A 19,538-nucleotide genomic window follows, 5' to 3' on the forward strand; every position below is an offset into this window, starting at 1 on the left:
GGGCAGCGCATGTTTGGCATTTATGCTGCGTTATCGCCTATTTATGGGGAGTAACCACACTTCATAGGCTCCGCCTTGCCTAAAAACCAAACACACTGCTGCAAATTCAACCATCAAAGATCAACATGCTCTAAATAAAAATAAGATTATAAATACTGACAAATGCAGCTCTCAGTACTACTTTTATAGTAACCAAATTTTTAGATTCACTATTGGAAAGGATAACAATGAAAAAAATAGTGCCGAATATTTTAGTAGTTGATGATTCAATGGCTATTTTAATTGTTATGGAAGCCATTCTTAAAGAATTAGGGCTATCTGAAACTATCACTACTTGCCTAAGTGCTAAAGACGCTTTAGCAAAAGTACAGGCTGAACCAAGCTATTATGACGCCATTTTTACTGATCTAAATATGCCTGAGATGGACGGCATGGAATTAATACGCCACTTAGGAGAGCTAAATTACCAAGGCGGAATTATTATTGTTTCAGAGATGGATCATAAAGTAATTAGCTTAGCTGCAAACCTTGCTAAACAGCACAACGCCCACCTAATCGGTAATATTCCTAAACCGGTGCAACTAAGCCAAGTAGGTAATTTGCTGCATAAAATTGCGCACCTTAATAGCCGCACTTTAACTAAAGAACCTGCTATTACAAAAATTGAGCTAATTAAAGCATTAGAAAACGATGAAATCACACCTTACTATCAACCCAAGGTAAACGCTGAATCCAATATTATAGAAAGTATTGAAGTACTTGCCCGTATTGTTTCAAAAGAAGATGGTAGTGTAATAATGCCTAACCGATTTATTAGCCTTGCTGAGGAGCAGGATTTAATAAATCAAATTACATTCTCATTATTTGAAAAAGCCACCAGCGACTTTGAAAATATAAAAAATCAGCTTGGACACAGTTTAAAACTAGCATTTAACTTATCTCCAACTCAGCTTGACGACTTAAATTGCCCCAATAAGTTGCTTCTTATTTTGCAGTTAAACCAGCTCACACCTAGCAATGTCATTATTGAAATAACAGAGCAACATGCACTCTCGAGCCTTGCCCAATTAGAAACATTAAACAGATTGCGTATGCATGGTTTTGGTATTTCACTTGATGATTTTGGTGTAGGTTTTACCAATATGAATCAGTTAAGAAGCTTACCATTTACAGAAATAAAAATAGACCGCTCACTCATTAGTAATATAGAAACTGACCTTTTTTCTCAGGTAGTCGTTAGCTCTTTAATTAATATAACTAGCGGTGAGCATTTAGATTTAGTTGCAGAAGGTGTTGAGCGCCCTGAAGAGCTAGCCTATTTAAAGCACTACCGCAGAAACTTAGCTATTCAAGGCTTTTTATTTAGCCGCCCCAAACCTAAAGAAGAGTTTGTATCGTGGGCTAAAGAATGGACTGAAACGCCCCACTCATAACATTAAAGGTTTAAATACGCTCGAGCAGTTAATTATCGCCTCGGGTGTGTTTATCTTCATCACTGACTATATGGCCGCTGTTTGCCAAGCGTTGTCGCCAACGCTGCTTTGCAACCATACGCATATTAGTTGATTGGTCTCGCTCATCAACAATTTCGAGCCCCATTAATGCTTCTATCATATCCTCTAGTGTAACAATGCCTTGTACATCACCATACTCATCCACAATTAAGCAAATATGCGTGCGCTGTGTAAGTAATGTTTGTAATAAAGACGATACATTATGCCCCTCAGGCACAGTGTGAATTGGCTTAATTAATTTACTTATTTTACAGTCGGTACCTAAACGATGATGCGCTAGCATAATATCGTTTTTATGCACAAAGCCTACAATGTCATCGGCGTCTTTATCAAATACCAATACACGAGAAAAAGATGATGAGCCATGCTCATTTAAATACTGGTTTACGGTTAAATCTTTATGGATTTTAAAAAGTACGGTTCGCGGCGTCATTAAATCGCACAATTTAGCATGCCTAAAGTGCAGCAAATTACGAATAATTTCAGATTCATCCTCATGAAGCGCCCCCGACTCTGTACCAATATCTGCCATGGCTTCTATTTCTTGGCGAATGTAATAAGCTTCATCGTGCTTAGAGCCCATTAAATTAGTTAATTTTTGGGCACACCATACAAAAGGTTTTAGTAAAATAACTAAAAAGCGCAAAGAGTAAGTAACGCTAGGTGTTAATGCTCGCCAATAATTAGCGCCCAATGTTTTAGGTATAATTTCAGAAAGCACTAACACTAATAGGGTCATAATAGCCGAGGCAATGCCCACTGCAGCATCTGAGAAAACAACGGCAGCTTGTGCCCCCACACCAGCAGCACCAGCAGTATGCGCTACTGTATTAAGCGTTAAAATTGCAGCTAATGGTTGATCTATATTGTTTTTAAGTTTTTCAAGCTGCTTAGCAAGCGCGGGCTGATTTTTACGAAGTAAAGCAACATAGCTTGGCGAAATACTCAGCAGTACTGCTTCCATAACCGAGCACAAAAATGAAATAACTATGGCAACCACCATATAAATAATCAGTAAGGTCACTTTTTCTCCGATGCGTTGAACGTATGAGCATGGTAACAATACATGCTATATTTGGCCAAATTATCAAATAATAATAGGCACAAACATGAAATTTAGCTCACCTTGGTACAAACAAAATAAATTATTAAAACAAGCTGCTAGCATAATTACGTTGTGTAGTTTGAGCTTTACGGTCAGTGCTGCTGCGCTCGATAAATCAAAAATTCAATTTATAGGCCCACTTGCCGAAGATATGCAATTAAAGCCTTTTCAAACGCCACACGGCGACGCTATCGTTAATAATTTACTGCCACAGTTGCAAGCTAATTCAACTAGTTTGTCGGTATTTGGTAAAAAGCAGAGTTGGCAGCCATTTAATAAAATAAATGCACTCACTTTAGGTGGCTTACAAGCGCTTAAATTTAATATTGAAACCACCCGCTTTAGCCAAGGTACTCTTACCTTAAAAGGGTTAGAGCAAGGCCAACTATTTATTAACGGTGAGCTACAAAAAGGCGATAAAAACAGCTATAAACTTGCGCTCACCAACGGCTCTCATACTGCTATTTTAGTAGTGCAACAAGTCGCTAATTGGAACGAAGTGAGTCTCGACTTTGCACCAAAAACTGACATCGACAAAATTACGCTTAGTACATCACAGCAAAAGCGCTTATCAGCCAAACAGTTATTCGATGCACCTACTGTCAGCAGCCTAACTATTGCGCCCAATGCTAAGCAATATATTACAGTAACACGCACTTACAGTGATAAAACCGCAAATCAAGCAACTACAATTACCGAACTTAAAAACGACAATAACGAAACGCTTTATCGATTTGAATCGGGCCAACCCAGTAACATTATTTGGAGCCCAGATAACCAATATTTAGTGTACTTATTAAATGGTGAGCTTAAGCAATTAAACCGTAACAACTTCTCTATAAAAACCCTTGCTGAAGATTTAGAAGGAGCCAGCAATTTCACCTTTTATAACACTAACAGCATTGTTTTTAGCTGGTCTAAATCTGCCGACGAAAACCACCGCTTAACTAAGCATTATAAAGGTCTGCAAGATCGTTGGTCGTACGCACGCACAAAAAGCCATGTTTATATGCTCGATACTAAAAGCAGCTTAATTAAAGCACTAAGCCAAGGGCCTATTTCGTATAGCCTTGAAGATATAAACAGCAACCGCGGCAAAGTTTTAATGAGTCATTCTGTTATGGCCATGCAAGCATCAACACACCCAGAAACAGAGCTCGTGGAGCTTGATATAAAATCAAACAAGTTAAGTTCTCTCGGTAAGTTTAAAACATTTAACCAAGCTAAATATGCAAATAAAGATGTATATGTAGTCGCTGGCCCAGATTTTAAGAATGGCGCTGGACGTGCTTTACCTAAAAATATGCTTGCCAATAATTACGATGGCCAACTTTATTTACTTACCGATAATGGTAAAAATGTAAAAGCACTCAGCAAACAATTTAATCCTGCCATTGGCCAGCTACATGTACTTGATAACGGCGATGCACTAATAAAAGTCACCGAGCAAGACACTCAGCCTCTTTATTTATTTGATTTAAGCAAACAACGTTTTAAAAAGCTAAATACAGGGCTAGATATAGTTGAGCAATTTAGTTACTCACACGATAGAAACACAGAAGTACTTTTAAGCGGCACAACAGCTTCATCACCACAGCAACTTAAACGTTTAAATATAAGCAAAAACAAATCGGAACTAGTCTGGGATTCAAAGCCGCTTGCATATACAAACACACAAATACCAAGCCTTGAAGAGTTTAACTTTACCAATAAAGATGGCGTAGAAATAACTGGCCGTGTTTATATACCTAGTAATTTAGATAAATCAAAAAAACACCCTGCACTCGTTTATTATTACGGCGGCACATCACCTGTTACTCGTGGTTTTACAGGGCGCTACCCATTTAATTTGTGGGCTGCAAATGGTTACGTTGTGTATGTAGTACAACCTACAGGCGCAACTGGCTTTGGACAAAAGTTTTCAGCCCAACATGTAAATGCATGGGGTGACTATACAGCTAACGATATTATTGAAGGCACGCATGCATTTTTAAATAAATATCCATATGTAGATAGCAATAAAGTTGGTAATTTAGGCGCGTCTTACGGTGGCTTTATGACTATGCTGCTGGCAACTAAAACCGATATGTTTAGCGCATCAATTGCTCATGCGGGTATTTCAAACTTAACCTCATATTGGGGCGAAGGTTGGTGGGGATACTTATACTCAGGCGAAGCCTCTAAAAATAGCTTCCCGTGGAATAACGCTAAGTTATATAGCGACCACAGCCCAGTATTTCATGCAGATAAAGTAACCACCCCTATGCTACTCCTTCACGGCGACAGCGACACTAACGTACCGGTTGGCGAAAGCTTAACTATGTACACCGCCTTAAAACTTTTAAACAAAGATGTAGAGCTTATTGAGTACAAAGGCGCCAACCATCAAATTTTTGCTCGCGATAAGCGATTTGACTGGTGGAATACCATGCTAGCCTATTTTGATAAAAAGCTAAAAGACGAACCCCAATGGTGGGATTCAATGTATTCAAAAGACTAATTTATAAGTTATTTTAAATATTTAGCACCTTTTAATTAGTTTAAAGGTGCTAATTTAATCCTTACGTAACACCCTGCATGCCTTTGACATATTAAGTTACCTAAAACTTACAAACCCCCTTCTCAGCATTTAGTTAATGGTGCTACCATACAGAGCTATAAACACTCAAAATAAAGTACTATGGCTATTAATGTTTTATTGGTTGAAGATGACGAGCTACTCGTTAAACGCATCCAAAATCACTTCGCAGAAACTGAGTTTACAATTGAGGTTGATCCCACTGGTGCCGATGCGCTTAGCATTGTTAGGCAACGAGTAAACCTGCGCAGCGCTTTTTCGTTAGCCATAATTGATATTGTCTTACCAAAGCGCGATGGCCTTCAACTCGCTAAAGAGCTAAATACACTCACTGATATAGGTGTTATTGTACTATCAAGTAGAGACTCGCAGGCTGATCGTATTGCAGGACTTGCCCAAGGTGCCGATGACTACATATGCAAACCCGTCGATTTATTAGAGCTTGAGCTACGTATGCGCGCTTTATATAAACGCGTTGCAGTAACGCAAGAAGACGATGAAAGCGAAGAGTTTATAGAATACGCCGACTTTAAATTACATCCAGATAACCGCACCCTTATTACTGCCGCAGGTGTAGAGTCGCGATTAACCGAAGCCGAACACAAAGTGCTTATTTGCTTAATTAGTAATGCAGGTAAAGCTACCTCGCGTGAAAAAATATCTGAAGAAATTGGCCAGCCAGACTGGAGTCCAAACGATCGTACCGTTGATGTTTTAATTGGCCGTTTACGCAAAAAGCTTAACGATGAAAAAGATCAAAAGCGCATTGTTACTGTACGCGGTAAAGGCTACATGCTGTCGCTATAAAGCATTCAATATATAACCTGACTTTGAAATAAATTTATCTTAAACGTAGCTCAGGTTATTTAACTAACTGCGCTAGAAGTCGTTCAAAAGCGCGATAATTTAGCGCCTCTTTTAGCTCATCTAAACTAATGTTTTCAGCCCCTTTTAAGTCACTAATAGTACGCGCCACTTTTATTACCCTATGATACGAGCGCGGCGATAACGACAACTTCTCACTCGCTCTTGCCAAAAACTGCAATTCAGCTGGCGCAAGAGCGCAATGTATATTCATTTCCTTATTATTAAGCCGCGCATTTACTTTGCCTTGGCGTTTTAGCTGCACACTGTAAGCTGCCTCTACTCGCGTTCTAACTTGTGCGCTGCTTTCTTCTGGCTGAGTGCTTTGTAGCTCAACACTTGTTAGGCGAGGTAGTTCTATTTGTAAGTCTATGCGGTCTATAAACGGCCCTGATACGCGTGATAAATAACGCATAACTTGATCAGGTGTCGCACGTTTATCATTATGACACCCTGTAGGGCTTGGGTTTAATGCAGCTATTAGTTGAAATTGGGCAGGAAACTCCATTTGCCTTGCTGCACGCGAGATTACCACTGAGCCTGTCTCCATAGGCTCACGGAGTGAATCAAGCACCTTACGCTCAAATTCAGGCAACTCATCTAAAAAGAGTACACCATTATGTGCCAACGAAATTTCACCCGGCTTAGGATTTGAAGATCCCCCCACTAAAGCAACGGCCGAGCACGTATGATGTGGATTACGAAAAGGCCTTTGTCGCCAATTAGTTAAGTCTATGGATTGACCAATAATCGAATAAAGTGCCGCCGTTGATATTGCTTCATCGTCCGACATGGTTGGCATAATAGTAGCCATTCTCTGAGCAAGCATCGACTTACCCGTTCCAGGTGGGCCTAAAAAAAGTAAATTATGCCCGCCAGCAGCTGCGATTTCTAATACCCGCTTAGCGCCGGGCTGACCTTTAACATCACTTAAATCGAGTAAAAAGTCGGGAGCTTGTGTGCAATCGGGATATTCTATATTTAGTGGTAAAGGCTGCTGATTAAGTAAATCTCCCCATACTTCCTGTAAAGAGCTAACAGCTTTGCGTTTAACACCATTAACCAAACTGGCTAAGCTGTCGTTTGCAAAAGGTAAAAAACAGCAGCGGTCTTGCTCTTTTGCAGCAAGTACCGAGGGCAAAATAGCGTTAACCCCACGCACTTCACCATTAAGCGCAAGCTCGCCATAAAATTCATATTTATGAATGTCAGGGCAAACAATCTGGCCAGAGGCCACCAAAATACCTACCGCAATAGCTAAATCAAATCGGCCGCCATCTTTAGGTAAATCAGCAGGGGCTAAATTTACAGTAATTCGCTGATCAGGAAAGCCAAATTGAGAGTTCTCAAGTGCACTGCGCACCCTATCTTTAGACTCTTTAACGGATGCTTCTGGGAGGCCAACAATATGAAAAGCAGGTAAACCATTCCCAAGGTGAACTTCTACGATAACTTCGGGGGCATTAATGCCTACTTGAGCACGAGAATATATGCGAGCTAACGACATTCCTTATCCTAGTAAATGATGTGATTACACCAGTTTAGTCAGGATATTTGAAAACGTGTACTGTGATTTGCCATTTAATAGCGGCAATACGTAGCAATAACGTGGTTAACATCGCCAAAACCATTGCAAGTTCAGTTACTAAATCAAAGTAAACCCCGAGAGTGTAAACAATCCCGCCCGCTATACAGGTAATAGCGTATAGTTCACCCTTTAGCAGCATAGGAATTTCGCGTGCCAATACATCGCGAATCATACCGCCAAAACAGCCCGTGATAACCCCCATAATAATAGCGGTCATATGTGGCATGCCCGCTAGTAATGCCTTTTGAGTGCCCATTACAGCAAAAAAAGCCAAACCAAATGCATCTGCAATTTGTAAAGTATAATGCGGAATCGACTTTTGCTTATTAATAAGTCGAGTAGTGATCAAGACTGCGGCTAAAATGGCATAAAAGTAACTTTGGTCATGAAGCCAAAACACGGGAACATCCAAAATAACATCGCGAACTGTCCCACCACCAATCGCTGTGACAGTTGCCAATACCACAACACCAAAGCCATCCATTTTCTTTTCGTGCGCAACTAAAGTGCCCGTAATAGCAAACACAGCAATGCCTATTAAATCAAACCAATGGTACAGTTCAGTCATGTGTAACAGCCTAAAAATATTTGTGTTGTTTTAACACAAACAATATAAAGTTTTAAGTAATAACGATTTTTTAGAGTAGTTTATAACATTTATAAATTATTGCTTAGGAAGGTATCAATTTATTTTGACGGTTTAATCAAAGGCAGGTGTTAATTTCAGACATAAAAAAACACGCTTTAAGCGTGTCGTTTCATTTTTATTTCAGTGGTTGCGGGAGCCAGAGCTTATGGAAGGTGAACCGACGGCCTTTTGCTGGCTAATTGAGAGCTGAGACCAACGAGCTATTCTTTTCACTGAATTTCAAACATAAAAAAACACTCATATAGAGTGCCGATTCATTCTAACTTTTTATTTCAGTGGTTGCGGGAGCCGGATTTGAACCGACGACCTTCGGGTTATGAGCCCGACGAGCTACCAGGCTGCTCCATCCCGCGCCTGAAATATGCATACTTATTTAGCGTTGCTTACATTACAACGTGGCTGCCAATCTTTATAAAAAGATTGGTTGCGGGAGCCGGATTTGAACCGACGACCTTCGGGTTATGAGCCCGACGAGCTACCAGGCTGCTCCATCCCGCGCCTGTATATTTAGAGTCTATCGACTACTTAATTTAATCTCTTAAGTTAGAGTTTTACAGTAACCAAATTTATATAAAAATTGGTTGCGGGAGCCGGATTTGAACCGACGACCTTCGGGTTATGAGCCCGACGAGCTACCAGGCTGCTCCATCCCGCGCCTGTAATTTCTTTGAAATAGTTTCGTGTTAATCACGAGCCTGTTTCGAAGAGAGCGCTATAATATAGGAATAAACTTATAATGCAAGGCTTTAACTACTTAATTGCGTTCAACCGAACAAAAAGCAATCAAAGCATGCTTTAGCGTCTACCTTTGATGCGGACTTATCATTTTTTGAAACTCCCAATCGGGGTGTCCCATAACAATAAAATCTGGGTTTTCTGTGCTCTCTCGCTGGTTATAAGTAAGAGGGTTAAACTCAGCATCGGTAATACAACCGCCCGCCTCTTCTACAATAACCTGCGATGCACCGGTATCCCACTCACCAGTTGGGCCGATTCTTAAAAAGCAATCGGCTTTCCCCTCTGCAACAATGCACGCCTTTAACGAACACGAGCCAACGGCGATAGTGGCAAATTGGGTATTTAAGTACTGACTTACTGCCTCAATTTTTTGCCTACGACTAACTGCAAGCGTTAAGTTGTCAGGCGTTGCCACCGACATTTTAGTGTCGTTGCCATTTTCACGCTTAAATGCCCCATTACTTGCTGACGCAAAATAAGTAATACCTTTTGCTGGCCAATGAATCACTCCCAATACCGGGTGATTATTTTCAATAAGCGCAATATTTACGGCAAAATCACCACTTTCTAAAATAAATTCACCGGTGCCATCCATAGGATCTAGTAACCAATAGCGCTGCCAATGCTGTCTGTCTGCTAAAGCAGGAATAGGTGTTTCTTCCGACATAATAGGAATATCAGGCGCTAGGGCTTTTAAACCAGCAACAAGTACATCGTTAGCAGCAAGATCTGCCTTGGTTACTGGTGTGTTATCCGATTTTTCTTGCTTGCCAATATCGTCTTTTTTATAAATCGACATAATGGCATCACCAGCACACTCAGCTAATTCAATACATGGCTCTAATAATTTATTCATTGGCAGCTCCAGACGCTAAATACTTATTTAATAATAGCAAAGCTGCAACGCTGCGTGCTTCGGTAAAATCTTCTTGCTCTAATAATGACTGCCAATCTGTTAATGGCCACTTAACAACCACCAATGGCTCTGGCTCGTCACCTGGCAAAGTTTGTGGGTATAGCTGCTTGGCAAACAAAATATGCATAGTGGCATTAAAATAACTTGGCGCCATAGACACCACTTTTAGTGGTTCAAAAAACTCAGCGCCAAAGCCAACTTCTTCTTTAAGCTCTCTGTTTGCAGCTTGCTGAGGTGTTTCGCCCGGGTCTATTAACCCTTTAGGAAACCCTAACTGATAGTCGTTTGTACCAGCACAATACTCACGCACCAATAGCATTTCGTTATCAGCAGTAATAGGCACAATCATCACTGCACCTCGGCCACCGCCGCGAATACGCTCGTACTGACGTTCTTCATTATTAGAAAATTTAAGCTCTAAAGATTCAACAGTGAATAGGCGGCTTTTAGCGACGACATCATTGCTGATAATTTGGGGTGGAGTTGGGTGCTTTTTCTGTGTCATTGGCGTTATTTTGCTATCATGGCAGTTGTGCTTAATCATAAACTTTTCACAAGGAAAAGCCCATGCTAAATTGGTCAAAAATCGATACAGTTTTACTCGATATGGACGGAACATTACTCGATTTACATTTCGATAGTCATTTTTGGCTTAATGTTGTTCCTGAGCAAGTTGCACTTACTCGCAATATAACCCTTGATGAAGCCAAAGCTGACATACATAAACGTTATCAAGCAGTAAGCGGACAAATACAGTGGTATTGCTTAGATTATTGGGAAGAGCAACTAAAATTACCAATAATGGAATTAAAGCGTCAAACTCAGCATTTAATCAAAGTGCGTGAAGATGTACCTCACTTTTTAACAGAGCTAAAAAAAGCAGGTAAAGAGCTCATACTGTTAACTAACGCTCACCCAGAAAACGTAATGCTTAAATTTGAGCATACCGCCATAGATAATTATTTAGATGGTGTGGTGTCGACTCACCAATACGGAGTGAGTAAAGAGCAGCAAAGTTTATGGTATCAGGTACAAAAAGATTTAGGGTTTAATAAACAACGTACCCTGTTTGTAGATGACAGTGTACCGGTGTTAAATGCCGCCAGAGAATTTGGCATTGAGCATTTACTTGCGGTTGCTAACCCAGATAGTAAGCAACCACATAATGTAATAGCCGATTACTTAAACGTAACCGACTACCGCACTATTATATAATTAGCTTTTTGGGTAACGCGCTTCTAGGCCTTGGTATACTAACTTTGCAAAATCTGCATGTTCGGTATCAAGGCTTTTAACGACTTCAACTAAGTGTTCGTTATCTTCTTGGCCGTTCCACACTTTAATATAGCTACCATCTTTATAACCATGATCTTGGCGGAAGAAGTTTAAGGTATTTTTACCTACGTAACCACGGTATAAATCGTCTATATCCATGCCCATTTGTGCCATACAGCCTGCAAATGCAGCGGCGTTAAAGGTTTTATCAGCAACTGCTGATGCTGCTAACATTTCAAGTGTTTGTTTAAAGTCATCAGCTTGCTCAGGCGCATTAAGTTGCTGCTCTAATTGCTTAGCTAACTCTTCATAACTTGTAGTGCCGTCTATTCTTAGCGACAAACCAAAGTGAAAAATATCAACCAATTCTAAAATTACTTGCTCTGTATCGGGCGTTTGTTTTTTCCACCACTTCCAGCCGTAATGATCTAACATTTCTGCACATTCGACCCAAATGGCTCTGTACCATTCAAATCCTTGGCTAAACCATTGATCATGAACCTTAGTATTCATGGCATTTTGCATTTCTAGCATGACTACTAGCTTGTTTAAATTGGCAGACATATTCATTCCTGACGTTTTTGATTAGTGTAATAGTACAGATAAAAAAAGCGTAATGCATCTGCACTATTTTAATAAATTTGGTTTTACTTTGATCCGCTAAATTCAGACCACGACTCAATTAAATCAATAAAATCTTCAAAGCCACAGCCACTGCTTAAGCCGTTTTCTTCAAGCATTAAATCATCATCTTGGTAGGCTACTAGATCTTCACTATCTTGATGCAGGGCATGCGCTTCAAATAAGGCTTCGTCTTTAGAGAGTATTAAATCGATCTCCTGGCCTTTTAGGGTAACTGGCTCGTAGCTTGTTTTTACCGAGGTAATAAGCGCTTGCACCATGGCTACTTTGTCTTTGCCAATCTCTTCATTTAACCAACGGCCAATTATTGCGTGCTCGCTGCTTATTTTAATGCGTAAGCCACTAATAGGGTCACGTATAAATTGATATTCCATAACTGTTACTTTTTAAACGCTAATAACGCGATTATACCCGTAAATTCGCTTAAACGCCGACTCTAAAAAGCAAAATAGCGCCAATGGGCGCTATTTTTATAAAACGTTAAATACCTAACTTCGCGAACGGTAACGTGCTGCGTCTATAATCGACCATAAGTAAATAATTGGCACAAGTACAAAGCCTACTAATACATATATAAGCGCATAACTAATTATAATCGCTAGCGCAAAAAATATAGCGGATAAAATACGCCCTTGAACTAGTTGCCCTAAACCAGGAAAAAAGATATTACACAACGCTGCAATTACATTACCGCCAGAACCTTGATCAGCCATACTCACCTCTGTAGTTAATTAATTTTAAATTTTAGTTATTTACTTACTATCACACTTTATGCCAATTTATTAAAGCTTAAAAATCAGATAGTTAAATTAATACTAAATAAATACGTTAGTATTTTTTACTAAATATAGGTCAATTTGATTATTTTTATTCTTAAATTTAGTTATTTATACATGCTAAAAACTAGCCAGCTAGTTGGTTTTAGGCACTATTTTTAGAATAGCTGTTCATAAAAACAGTATTTTATTTAGCCTAACAAAAACACCTGTTATACTGCCCTCATTATTGATTGAAAAGGCGTAACGATGGACGTTTCTGAATTACTCGATGGCTTAAATGACAAACAACGCGATGCCGTTGCAGCTCCACTACAAAACATGCTGGTATTAGCAGGTGCTGGGTCTGGTAAAACACGAGTGCTGGTTCATCGTATTGCGTGGTTAATGCAGGTTGAGCAAGCCTCTGCTTATAGTATTTTTGCGGTTACTTTTACCAATAAAGCCGCTAAAGAAATGCGCTCTCGAGTAGAAGAAACCTTAAAAGCACCTGTCGGTGGCATGTGGATTGGTACTTTCCATGGCTTATCGCACCGTATTTTGCGCGCTCATCACCGAGAAGCAAACCTGCCAGAAGCCTTTCAAATATTAGATTCTGACGATCAGCTAAGAATGATCAAGCGCTTATTAAAATCAATGAATATTGATGATAAAAAATGGCCAGCTAAACAATTTGGCTGGTACATAAGCGCTAAGAAAGACGAAGCACTTCGCCCTAAAGATATTCAAGCTTACGATATAAATGAGCAAATGATGCTGCGTGTATATGCCGCGTATCAAGAAGCGTGTGACCGTGCTGGTTTAGTCGATTTTGCTGAAATACTCCTGCGTAGCTATGAGGTGCTTAAAAATAACCCTACACTACTTCGTCATTACCAACAGCGCTTTGCGCACATGCTGGTAGACGAGTTCCAAGATACCAATACCATTCAGTACGCATGGTTAAAGCTACTCGCAGGCGATACACAAAGCATTATGATTGTGGGCGACGACGACCAAAGTATTTATGGTTGGCGCGGCGCTAAAATAGAAAATATAAAACGTTTTTTAACTGACTTTGATGCCGAGACTATTCGCCTTGAGCAAAACTACCGCTCAACTGCAACCATTCTAAAAGCATCTAATGCGCTTATAAAAAACAATTCAGAGCGTATGGGTAAAAGCTTATGGACCGATGGTAACGAAGGCGAGCCTATATCGATTTATGCCGCCTTTAACGAGCTAGACGAAGCCCGCTTTGTAAGCAGCAAATTACGTAGCTGGTTAAATGCAGGTAATGCATTGCAAGACGCCGCCATTTTATACCGTAGCAACGCGCAATCTCGTGTACTCGAGGAAGCCATGCTACAAGAAGGCTTAAAATACCGTATTTACGGTGGTATGCGATTCTTCGAGCGTCAAGAAATTAAAGATGCACTATCGTACTTGCGATTGGTAGGAAACCGCCAAGATGACGCTGCATTTGAACGCGTTATTAATACCCCTGCGCGCGGTATTGGCGATAAAACATTAAGTCATATACGTGATTGTGCACGGGCTGAATCACTCCCGCTTTGGTACGCAGCTAAAGCCATTGTTGAACAACAGCACTTATCTGGCCGCGCGGCAGGTGCAGTATCTAAATTTGTAGAACTGGTAGAGCACATAGAAGACAAAATTAGTGACCTTACACTGCATGAGCAAGCTAAATACGCGATTCAAACCTCTGGCCTTATGGCTATGTACCAAGCTGAAAAAGGCGAAAAAGGCCGTGCTCGCGTAGAAAACTTAGAAGAACTTATAAGTGCCTGTGATCAGTACGAACTCCCTGAGGAAGAAGAGTTTAGTTCGCCACTTCAAGGGTTTTTAGCTTATACATCACTTGAATCTGGTGAAGGCCAAGCTGATGAGCACGAAGACGCGGTACAAATGATGACCCTTCACTCAGCTAAAGGCTTAGAGTTTCCGCTTGTGTTTATGGTGGGTGTTGAAGAAGGCATGTTCCCTTCACAGCAAAGTAATGAAGAAACAGGTCGCTTAGAAGAAGAGCGACGTCTTTGTTATGTTGGTATGACCCGCGCAATGGAAAAACTATACATAAGCCACGCCGAAAGTCGCCGTTTATACGGTCAAGAAAAATACCACAGTCCTTCACGCTTTTTACGTGAAATACCAGAAGACTGCGTAGAAGAAATTCGTATTAAAACGCAAGTGTCGCGCCCGCCAGCTGCGGGGCGTTTTAGTGCCTCAGTAAGCCATGCTGTATTTGAAGAAAGCGGGTTTAACTTAGGCCAGCGCGTACTACACGCTAAGTTTGGTATAGGGACTGTGCTTAATTACGAAGGTAGCGGCGCGCAATCGCGTGTGCAAGTAAACTTTGACGACCTTGGCAGTAAATGGCTAGTAACCGCATATGCACGACTTCAAGCTGTATAAAGAGTTAGTTACAAAACTAACTCAGCAACTAGCTGGTGCAAGCCATCGCCAGCTAGTGCTTATTACAGGCAATTCTGCTTGGTGCTATAGCTTAGTTAACTCTTTTATAAATAACGACAATACAGCTGCGTTATCTAAATCAGAGACTTTAAAAAACGCCATTTGGCCCTCTCATAATCATCAAATATTGGGTAAAGAGTTTAACGATGCTGTTTACGATGGTTTTAGTGGCCTACATCCAGATAAATTAGCTGCGCTTGCAGGTACTGTTAAAGCTGGCGGAATTTTATTTTTAATGCTGCCAGAGCTTAATTCACTCGATACTTGGCCCGATCCTGCTTTAGCTAGCATTGAGTCTTTCGGGCATAACACTTCACAAAGCTTATTTAACAAACGTTTTAGCTCTATTATTCATTCTCTGCCCGCTTTACATTTTAGTGAGCTAAACGGGGTAACAAGTAATATTAAGCCTTCACATAGCAATACTATTAATTATCAGCCACAGCAAAACTGTGTTGAGCAAATAGTAAAAGTAGCGAATGGAAGAGCAAATAGACCTCTATTAATAAATGCAGATCGCGGGCGAGGTAAATCAGCAGCGCTTGGGCTTAGTGCAGCACAACTTAGCGATAAAAAAATAATTCTTTGCGCCACTCAATTCAGTGCAACACATTCAAGTTTTAAACATTTAGCAAATGCACTAAATGTAAATTACGACCCTACACAAAAGCAGTTGGCTAACTTATCTTATATGCCGCCAGATACCTTGCTCAATAATTTACCCGAATGCGATTTATTACTTGTTGACGAAGCTGCCGCAATACCAGTGCCTATATTATTAAAAATATTAATGCATTACCCAAGAGTTGTATTTGCAAGCACACTTGTAGGCTACGAGGGTAATGGACGAGGTTATACAATTCGCTTTAGCAAGCACGTTAAAGCACATTATAAAGCAGCAAAAGTAGTTACGCTTGACGAGCCACTGCGATTTGCCAAACACGATCCTCTTGAGCAGCATATACGCACACTATTGGCACTAGACGCTCAATTTAGCGAAACCAATTGTGCTGATATATCTGCTTTAACACACCGTGAAATTAGCCAGCAATCATTAATTAATGATGAACTGCTACTTAGGCAGGTTATTGCATTACTTGCCCAAGCACACTATCAAAGTAGCGTTAACGATTTACGACACCTGCTTGATGCGCCTGCACAGCGAATATTTATTAGTGAAGAGCACAACCGCTTAGTAGCCGTTTGCTTAATAGCTATTGAAGGTGATATCGATACTGAGCTAGCAGAGATGATTATTTCAGGAGAGCGTCGTCCACAAGGTCATCTAATGGCGCAAACGCTCGCACAACTTAGCTTCAGCGCTGACTTTTTAACCCAGCTAAGTGCCCGCGTAGTGCGTATAGCCGTAGACCCTAGCGCTCACAATTTAGGGCTCGGAAAAGCACTAATTGGCTATTGCGAATTAAAGCTAAAGCCACAGTGCAAATTTTTTGGCGCAAGTTTTGGAGCTACGGCCCCCTTACTCAATTTTTGGCAAAGCCAGGGGTTTGTACCTGTAAAACTAGGATTTAAAAAAGATAAAAGCACTGCTGAGCATTCAGTATTAGTGATCAAACCATTACATGATGGCTGTAATAAATTAGACGGTCTAAGCAAACAATTTCAAAATGAATTTATGTACGGACTTTTAACTCACTTTAAAACCATTCATTGGCAGCTTGTCAGTATATTACTCAATAGTTTTTCTGATGAGCCACTTACATCACATGCGCTTTTTCAACTAACGCAATTTAGAGATAAAAGCTTAAATAGGTTTTCAGTATCAGCCGTAGTTTGGCATGCCATAAATAAAGCGCCTTCAAATGTAAGAAAGTTAAACACTCCTGATAAACAACTTATTATTCAAAGTGTGCTGCAAAATTGCAGCGATGAGCAGTTATTAAAACAGTTTTCTTTAACAGGTAAAAAACAGTTAGATAATAGCCTCTCTAGTGCTTTTAAATCACTTATTGCACAATTTAAGTAACCCTAATTTTAAAAATCGTAACTCTATAAGCTATTTATTTATTTTGTTCTATCCTTTAAGCATTAATAGGTAAATAAAGTTAAAGGCATGGAATTAATAAACTTTAAAGTTGGCTGCAAAACAATTTCACTTAAAATTCTCGATATACTACTCACAGAGCGTTTTAACAACGACCTCACTACTCTGCCAAATAATAATAAAAGCTTTATTGGTGTTAAAGACTATATGGAAACGCCTACTCCGGTATTTGATTTAGGGATTATTCTAAACGGTAATTCTACAGAGCAAAGTAATAAGCACGCCTTAGAGCAACTTCGCAAGTGGCAAGAGTCACTTGAGGTTTGGTTTACTCATTTTGAAAAAAGCCTGACAAAAAACAATGCTGCCATCTCAACAAACAGTACTCAATTACATAACTTTGAAGTGTTTTATCAAGAGTTCCAAACAGATAATGAAGACTTGGAAGCCATAATGGAAAAATTTGACCAGCCATTCAAGTCACTGCTACAAACCATGGATAAAGCGACTGAAGCTAGTAGCGAAGGCAATAAAAAGCAGGTCAGTAAATATATAATCAATATTAAGCAAAATAGCTTAATGCAACTAAATCGATTATTTGAGGCCGCAAAAGAGCAAATTACACTCGACTATAAACCTATCATAGTCTTTACCACTAAAGATGGCTCAACTCCACATGTAGGGCTGTTAGTAGATAAAGTAGAGGATAACGTAGATTACAAAAAAGAAGATATTAAGCCTTTGGATAAGCTAACAGAGGTTGGCTTTGATATAGACCCACAAACTAAAAATATGATGCGCGGTTTAATAAAACTAGCCGAAAAGCACAGTGTATTAATCGACCCAAGTGCCATTTTTAGTCCTGTACGCGCAGCACAAGAAGAGGCTCCAGAAAGTGCAGCATATGGCTTATTTTAAAAACAAAGAAGCCGAGAATATTCTCGGCTAATTATTTATAACAGTAAGTTATACCGTAGCAATAATATCTTCTACAGCTAAACGAGCCTTAGGTAAGCCATGGTTCCAGTCTTCCTCTTCAAGCGGGTAACCCATAGCAAGCGCAACTTCACAAATATGGCCATCAAGCTCAGCGCTAAACTTTTCACCAATTAAGTCTGGGTCTACACCCTCCATAGGAGTAGAAGCTATGTTTAAACGCGCTAGAGTATGCATTATATTACCTAGCGCTAAATAAACTTGCGCTTTAGTCCAACTACCGTTGTAGCCATTTTCATCTGTGTTCATTTCAGCAAATGCATATGCACCCATAAAGTTATCACGCATATCTGCTGGTAGGTGGCCTGAGCTTACCTCTACGTCAACACGCTTCGAAAACTTCTCTTTAGTGAACTCAGGGTCATAAGCAAGTAAAAGCGTGTGAGATGCCTCTTTAGCGTGGTGTTGGTTAAACTGGTGCTTATTAGCGAATGTATCGTGTAAACGGTTCTTACCTTCTTCACTTTCTACTAGAACAAATTTCCAAGGTTGAGAGTTAATTGAAGAAGCAGACAGACGAATAGCTTCTTTAATTACTTTCAGATCTTCTGCTGAAATACGTTTAGCAGAATCATATTTCTTCGCAGTATAACGATTATGTAAGTCTTTAATGATTTGATGAGACATTCTCTTCCCCGTCGTGATGTAAGTATGTAATACCAATCCGCATAATTAAGTGATCTATTTTGAGGGCGGATAAACGTGTTGATAGCAAGGCAAAAAACTCGCTATTTAGTTGTTCTAAATGAGAATTTTTTAACGCAGATAGCGACACGTTTAGCCCCTGAAAATGATTAAGTATTATTGCGGATTGGTATAAATACAAGATGCAGCTAGTTTAATTGCTTAAAGAGCATTTGATAATAAGCAATAAAGTTAAAAGACTTTATAAAAAAAATTGATAATAAAAAAGAGACCAAGTGATCAACAGATCATTTAAAGTATTATTATGCTTTCACCATGTGAAATCTGGTTAGGGATAAGAGTGTAGTGGAGATAAGGATATGCAAAGGAGCCTACGAATGAGTCCAGCATGGGCTCTTGGCTTTTACTAAACTCCAGACAGCAAAAAACCCGTCACATTGCTGTAACGGGTTTCTTTAATTTAAAGCCTGGTAATGTCCTACTTTCACATAGCAAATGCTACACACTATTTGTCTCAGGGCGGCCTTGTGCGGGGCTCGCCTTCGAGCTGTGTTGTTTGATGTATAGGAATACAAAGCCGTGGAGTACAGGATGTACGAGAGCGGCCACTACTGATTTTGGTATGGGCTCATAGCTATTTACTAAACCCCAGACAGAAAAAAACCCGTCACATCGCTGTAACGGGTTTCTCTTATTTGAAGCCTGGTAATGTCCTACTTTCACATAGCAAATGCTACACTATCATCGGCGCTGTTTCGTTTCACTACTGCGT

16 protein-coding genes and 3 tRNA genes are annotated in these 19,538 nt (G+C 40.0%); 7 read left to right on the forward strand and 12 right to left on the reverse strand.

Features of this window, described 5'->3' with window-relative positions; genetic code table 11:
• Positions 1–227: 227 nt before the first annotated feature.
• On the forward strand, positions 228–1,433 hold the full coding sequence (locus tag CWC11_RS00160; protein ID WP_138681104.1) for an EAL domain-containing response regulator: 1,206 nt from the start codon (positions 228–230) through the stop codon (positions 1,431–1,433).
• A gap of 28 nt (positions 1,434–1,461) precedes the next feature.
• Here CWC11_RS00160 and CWC11_RS00165 read toward each other — a convergent pair whose 3' ends face one another.
• A complete protein-coding gene (locus tag CWC11_RS00165) occupies positions 1,462–2,538 on the reverse strand; it encodes a hemolysin family protein (RefSeq protein ID WP_058549191.1) in 1,077 nt (358 codons plus the stop codon).
• Positions 2,539–2,623: 85 nt separating this feature from the next.
• Between CWC11_RS00165 and CWC11_RS00170 the strand changes: the two genes are divergently transcribed.
• Together CWC11_RS00170 and CWC11_RS00175 are read left to right on the forward strand one after the other, a co-directional pair.
• Positions 2,624–5,119: an alpha/beta hydrolase family protein gene (locus tag CWC11_RS00170; RefSeq protein ID WP_138681105.1), complete on the forward strand. Its 2,496-nt coding sequence runs from the start codon at positions 2,624–2,626 to the stop codon at positions 5,117–5,119.
• A gap of 180 nt (positions 5,120–5,299) precedes the next feature.
• Positions 5,300–6,004 carry a response regulator transcription factor gene (locus CWC11_RS00175; RefSeq protein WP_058549189.1) on the forward strand — a complete coding sequence of 235 codons (705 nt, stop codon included), beginning with the start codon at positions 5,300–5,302 and terminating at the stop codon, positions 6,002–6,004.
• Between the two features lie 55 nt (positions 6,005–6,059).
• On the opposite strand, the gene CWC11_RS00180 is transcribed toward CWC11_RS00175, so the two are convergent.
• From CWC11_RS00180 to nudE, 7 genes are all read right to left on the reverse strand, one after another.
• Positions 6,060–7,568: a YifB family Mg chelatase-like AAA ATPase gene (locus CWC11_RS00180; RefSeq protein WP_138681106.1), complete on the reverse strand. Its 1,509-nt coding sequence runs from the start codon at positions 7,566–7,568 to the stop codon at positions 6,060–6,062.
• A 34-nt stretch (positions 7,569–7,602) separates the two neighbouring features.
• Positions 7,603–8,217: a trimeric intracellular cation channel family protein gene (locus tag CWC11_RS00185; RefSeq protein ID WP_138681107.1), complete on the reverse strand. Its 615-nt coding sequence runs from the start codon at positions 8,215–8,217 to the stop codon at positions 7,603–7,605.
• Positions 8,218–8,574: 357 nt separating this feature from the next.
• Positions 8,575–8,651 (reverse strand) — tRNA-Met (locus CWC11_RS00190).
• 68 nt (positions 8,652–8,719) lie between these two features.
• Positions 8,720–8,796: transfer RNA gene (locus CWC11_RS00195), tRNA-Met, on the reverse strand.
• Between the two features lie 80 nt (positions 8,797–8,876).
• Positions 8,877–8,953: transfer RNA gene (locus tag CWC11_RS00200), tRNA-Met, on the reverse strand.
• A 147-nt stretch (positions 8,954–9,100) separates the two neighbouring features.
• Positions 9,101–9,892 (reverse strand): 3'(2'),5'-bisphosphate nucleotidase CysQ, encoded by a 792-nt coding sequence (cysQ, locus tag CWC11_RS00205; RefSeq protein WP_138681108.1) that lies wholly within the window; start codon positions 9,890–9,892, stop codon positions 9,101–9,103.
• A complete protein-coding gene (gene nudE / locus CWC11_RS00210) occupies positions 9,885–10,457 on the reverse strand; it encodes an ADP compounds hydrolase NudE (RefSeq protein ID WP_058549551.1) in 573 nt (190 codons plus the stop codon). The genes cysQ and nudE overlap by 8 nt, the downstream gene beginning before the upstream one ends.
• Before the next feature lie 62 nt (positions 10,458–10,519).
• Between nudE and yrfG the strand changes: the two genes are divergently transcribed.
• A complete protein-coding gene (gene yrfG / locus CWC11_RS00215) occupies positions 10,520–11,167 on the forward strand; it encodes a GMP/IMP nucleotidase (RefSeq protein ID WP_138681109.1) in 648 nt (215 codons plus the stop codon).
• Here the strand turns inward: yrfG and CWC11_RS00220 are convergent, their stop codons facing one another.
• The 3 genes from CWC11_RS00220 to CWC11_RS00230 all read right to left on the reverse strand — a co-directional run bounded on the left by CWC11_RS00220 (position 11,168) and on the right by CWC11_RS00230 (position 12,582).
• Positions 11,168–11,791: a dUTP diphosphatase gene (locus CWC11_RS00220; RefSeq protein WP_138681110.1), complete on the reverse strand. Its 624-nt coding sequence runs from the start codon at positions 11,789–11,791 to the stop codon at positions 11,168–11,170.
• An 83-nt stretch (positions 11,792–11,874) separates the two neighbouring features.
• Positions 11,875–12,243 (reverse strand): YacL family protein, encoded by a 369-nt coding sequence (locus tag CWC11_RS00225; RefSeq protein ID WP_138681111.1) that lies wholly within the window; start codon positions 12,241–12,243, stop codon positions 11,875–11,877.
• A gap of 114 nt (positions 12,244–12,357) precedes the next feature.
• Positions 12,358–12,582 (reverse strand): hypothetical protein, encoded by a 225-nt coding sequence (locus CWC11_RS00230; protein WP_058549182.1) that lies wholly within the window; start codon positions 12,580–12,582, stop codon positions 12,358–12,360.
• A gap of 312 nt (positions 12,583–12,894) precedes the next feature.
• On the opposite strand from CWC11_RS00230, the gene uvrD reads away from it, so the two are divergent.
• The 3 genes from uvrD (at position 12,895) to CWC11_RS00245 (ending at position 18,043) form a co-directional block, all read left to right on the forward strand.
• The gene (gene uvrD / locus CWC11_RS00235) at positions 12,895–15,060 is read left to right on the forward strand and encodes a DNA helicase II (protein WP_058549181.1); all 2,166 of its coding nucleotides are present in this window, start codon (positions 12,895–12,897) and stop codon (positions 15,058–15,060) included.
• Entirely contained in the window at positions 15,038–17,107 is a 2,070-nt protein-coding gene (locus CWC11_RS00240; RefSeq protein ID WP_138681112.1) for a tRNA(Met) cytidine acetyltransferase TmcA domain-containing protein, read from the forward strand. The genes uvrD and CWC11_RS00240 overlap by 23 nt, the downstream gene beginning before the upstream one ends.
• A gap of 87 nt (positions 17,108–17,194) precedes the next feature.
• Entirely contained in the window at positions 17,195–18,043 is an 849-nt protein-coding gene (locus CWC11_RS00245; protein WP_138681113.1) for a chemotaxis protein, read from the forward strand.
• A gap of 48 nt (positions 18,044–18,091) precedes the next feature.
• On the opposite strand, the gene CWC11_RS00250 is transcribed toward CWC11_RS00245, so the two are convergent.
• On the reverse strand, positions 18,092–18,748 hold the full coding sequence (locus CWC11_RS00250; protein ID WP_138681114.1) for an NAD(P)H-dependent oxidoreductase: 657 nt from the start codon (positions 18,746–18,748) through the stop codon (positions 18,092–18,094).
• Positions 18,749–19,538: the final 790 nt, after the last annotated feature.

The sequence above is a fragment of the Pseudoalteromonas sp. S3178 genome (genome assembly GCF_005886985.1).
Lineage (GTDB): Bacteria > Pseudomonadota > Gammaproteobacteria > Enterobacterales > Alteromonadaceae > Pseudoalteromonas > Pseudoalteromonas carrageenovora.

What these genes read in the sequence shown, in the direction of transcription:
- CWC11_RS00180 (WP_138681106.1), bottom strand. Translation starts at nt 7,568, where the DNA reads ATGTCGTTAGCTCGCATATATTCTCGTGCTCAAGTAGGCATTAATGCC.
- yrfG (WP_138681109.1), top strand. Translation starts at nt 10,520, where the DNA reads ATGCTAAATTGGTCAAAAATCGATACAGTTTTACTCGATATGGACGGA.
- CWC11_RS00230 (WP_058549182.1), bottom strand. Translation starts at nt 12,582, where the DNA reads ATGGCTGATCAAGGTTCTGGCGGTAATGTAATTGCAGCGTTGTGTAAT.
- CWC11_RS00160 (WP_138681104.1), top strand. Translation starts at nt 228, where the DNA reads ATGAAAAAAATAGTGCCGAATATTTTAGTAGTTGATGATTCAATGGCT.
- CWC11_RS00250 (WP_138681114.1), bottom strand. Translation starts at nt 18,748, where the DNA reads ATGTCTCATCAAATCATTAAAGACTTACATAATCGTTATACTGCGAAG.
- uvrD (WP_058549181.1), top strand. Translation starts at nt 12,895, where the DNA reads ATGGACGTTTCTGAATTACTCGATGGCTTAAATGACAAACAACGCGAT.
- CWC11_RS00240 (WP_138681112.1), top strand. Translation starts at nt 15,038, where the DNA reads ATGCACGACTTCAAGCTGTATAAAGAGTTAGTTACAAAACTAACTCAG.
- CWC11_RS00185 (WP_138681107.1), bottom strand. Translation starts at nt 8,217, where the DNA reads ATGACTGAACTGTACCATTGGTTTGATTTAATAGGCATTGCTGTGTTT.
- CWC11_RS00225 (WP_138681111.1), bottom strand. Translation starts at nt 12,243, where the DNA reads ATGGAATATCAATTTATACGTGACCCTATTAGTGGCTTACGCATTAAA.
- cysQ (WP_138681108.1), bottom strand. Translation starts at nt 9,892, where the DNA reads ATGAATAAATTATTAGAGCCATGTATTGAATTAGCTGAGTGTGCTGGT.
- CWC11_RS00170 (WP_138681105.1), top strand. Translation starts at nt 2,624, where the DNA reads ATGAAATTTAGCTCACCTTGGTACAAACAAAATAAATTATTAAAACAA.
- nudE (WP_058549551.1), bottom strand. Translation starts at nt 10,457, where the DNA reads ATGACACAGAAAAAGCACCCAACTCCACCCCAAATTATCAGCAATGAT.
- CWC11_RS00220 (WP_138681110.1), bottom strand. Translation starts at nt 11,791, where the DNA reads ATGTCTGCCAATTTAAACAAGCTAGTAGTCATGCTAGAAATGCAAAAT.
- CWC11_RS00175 (WP_058549189.1), top strand. Translation starts at nt 5,300, where the DNA reads ATGGCTATTAATGTTTTATTGGTTGAAGATGACGAGCTACTCGTTAAA.
- CWC11_RS00245 (WP_138681113.1), top strand. Translation starts at nt 17,195, where the DNA reads ATGGAATTAATAAACTTTAAAGTTGGCTGCAAAACAATTTCACTTAAA.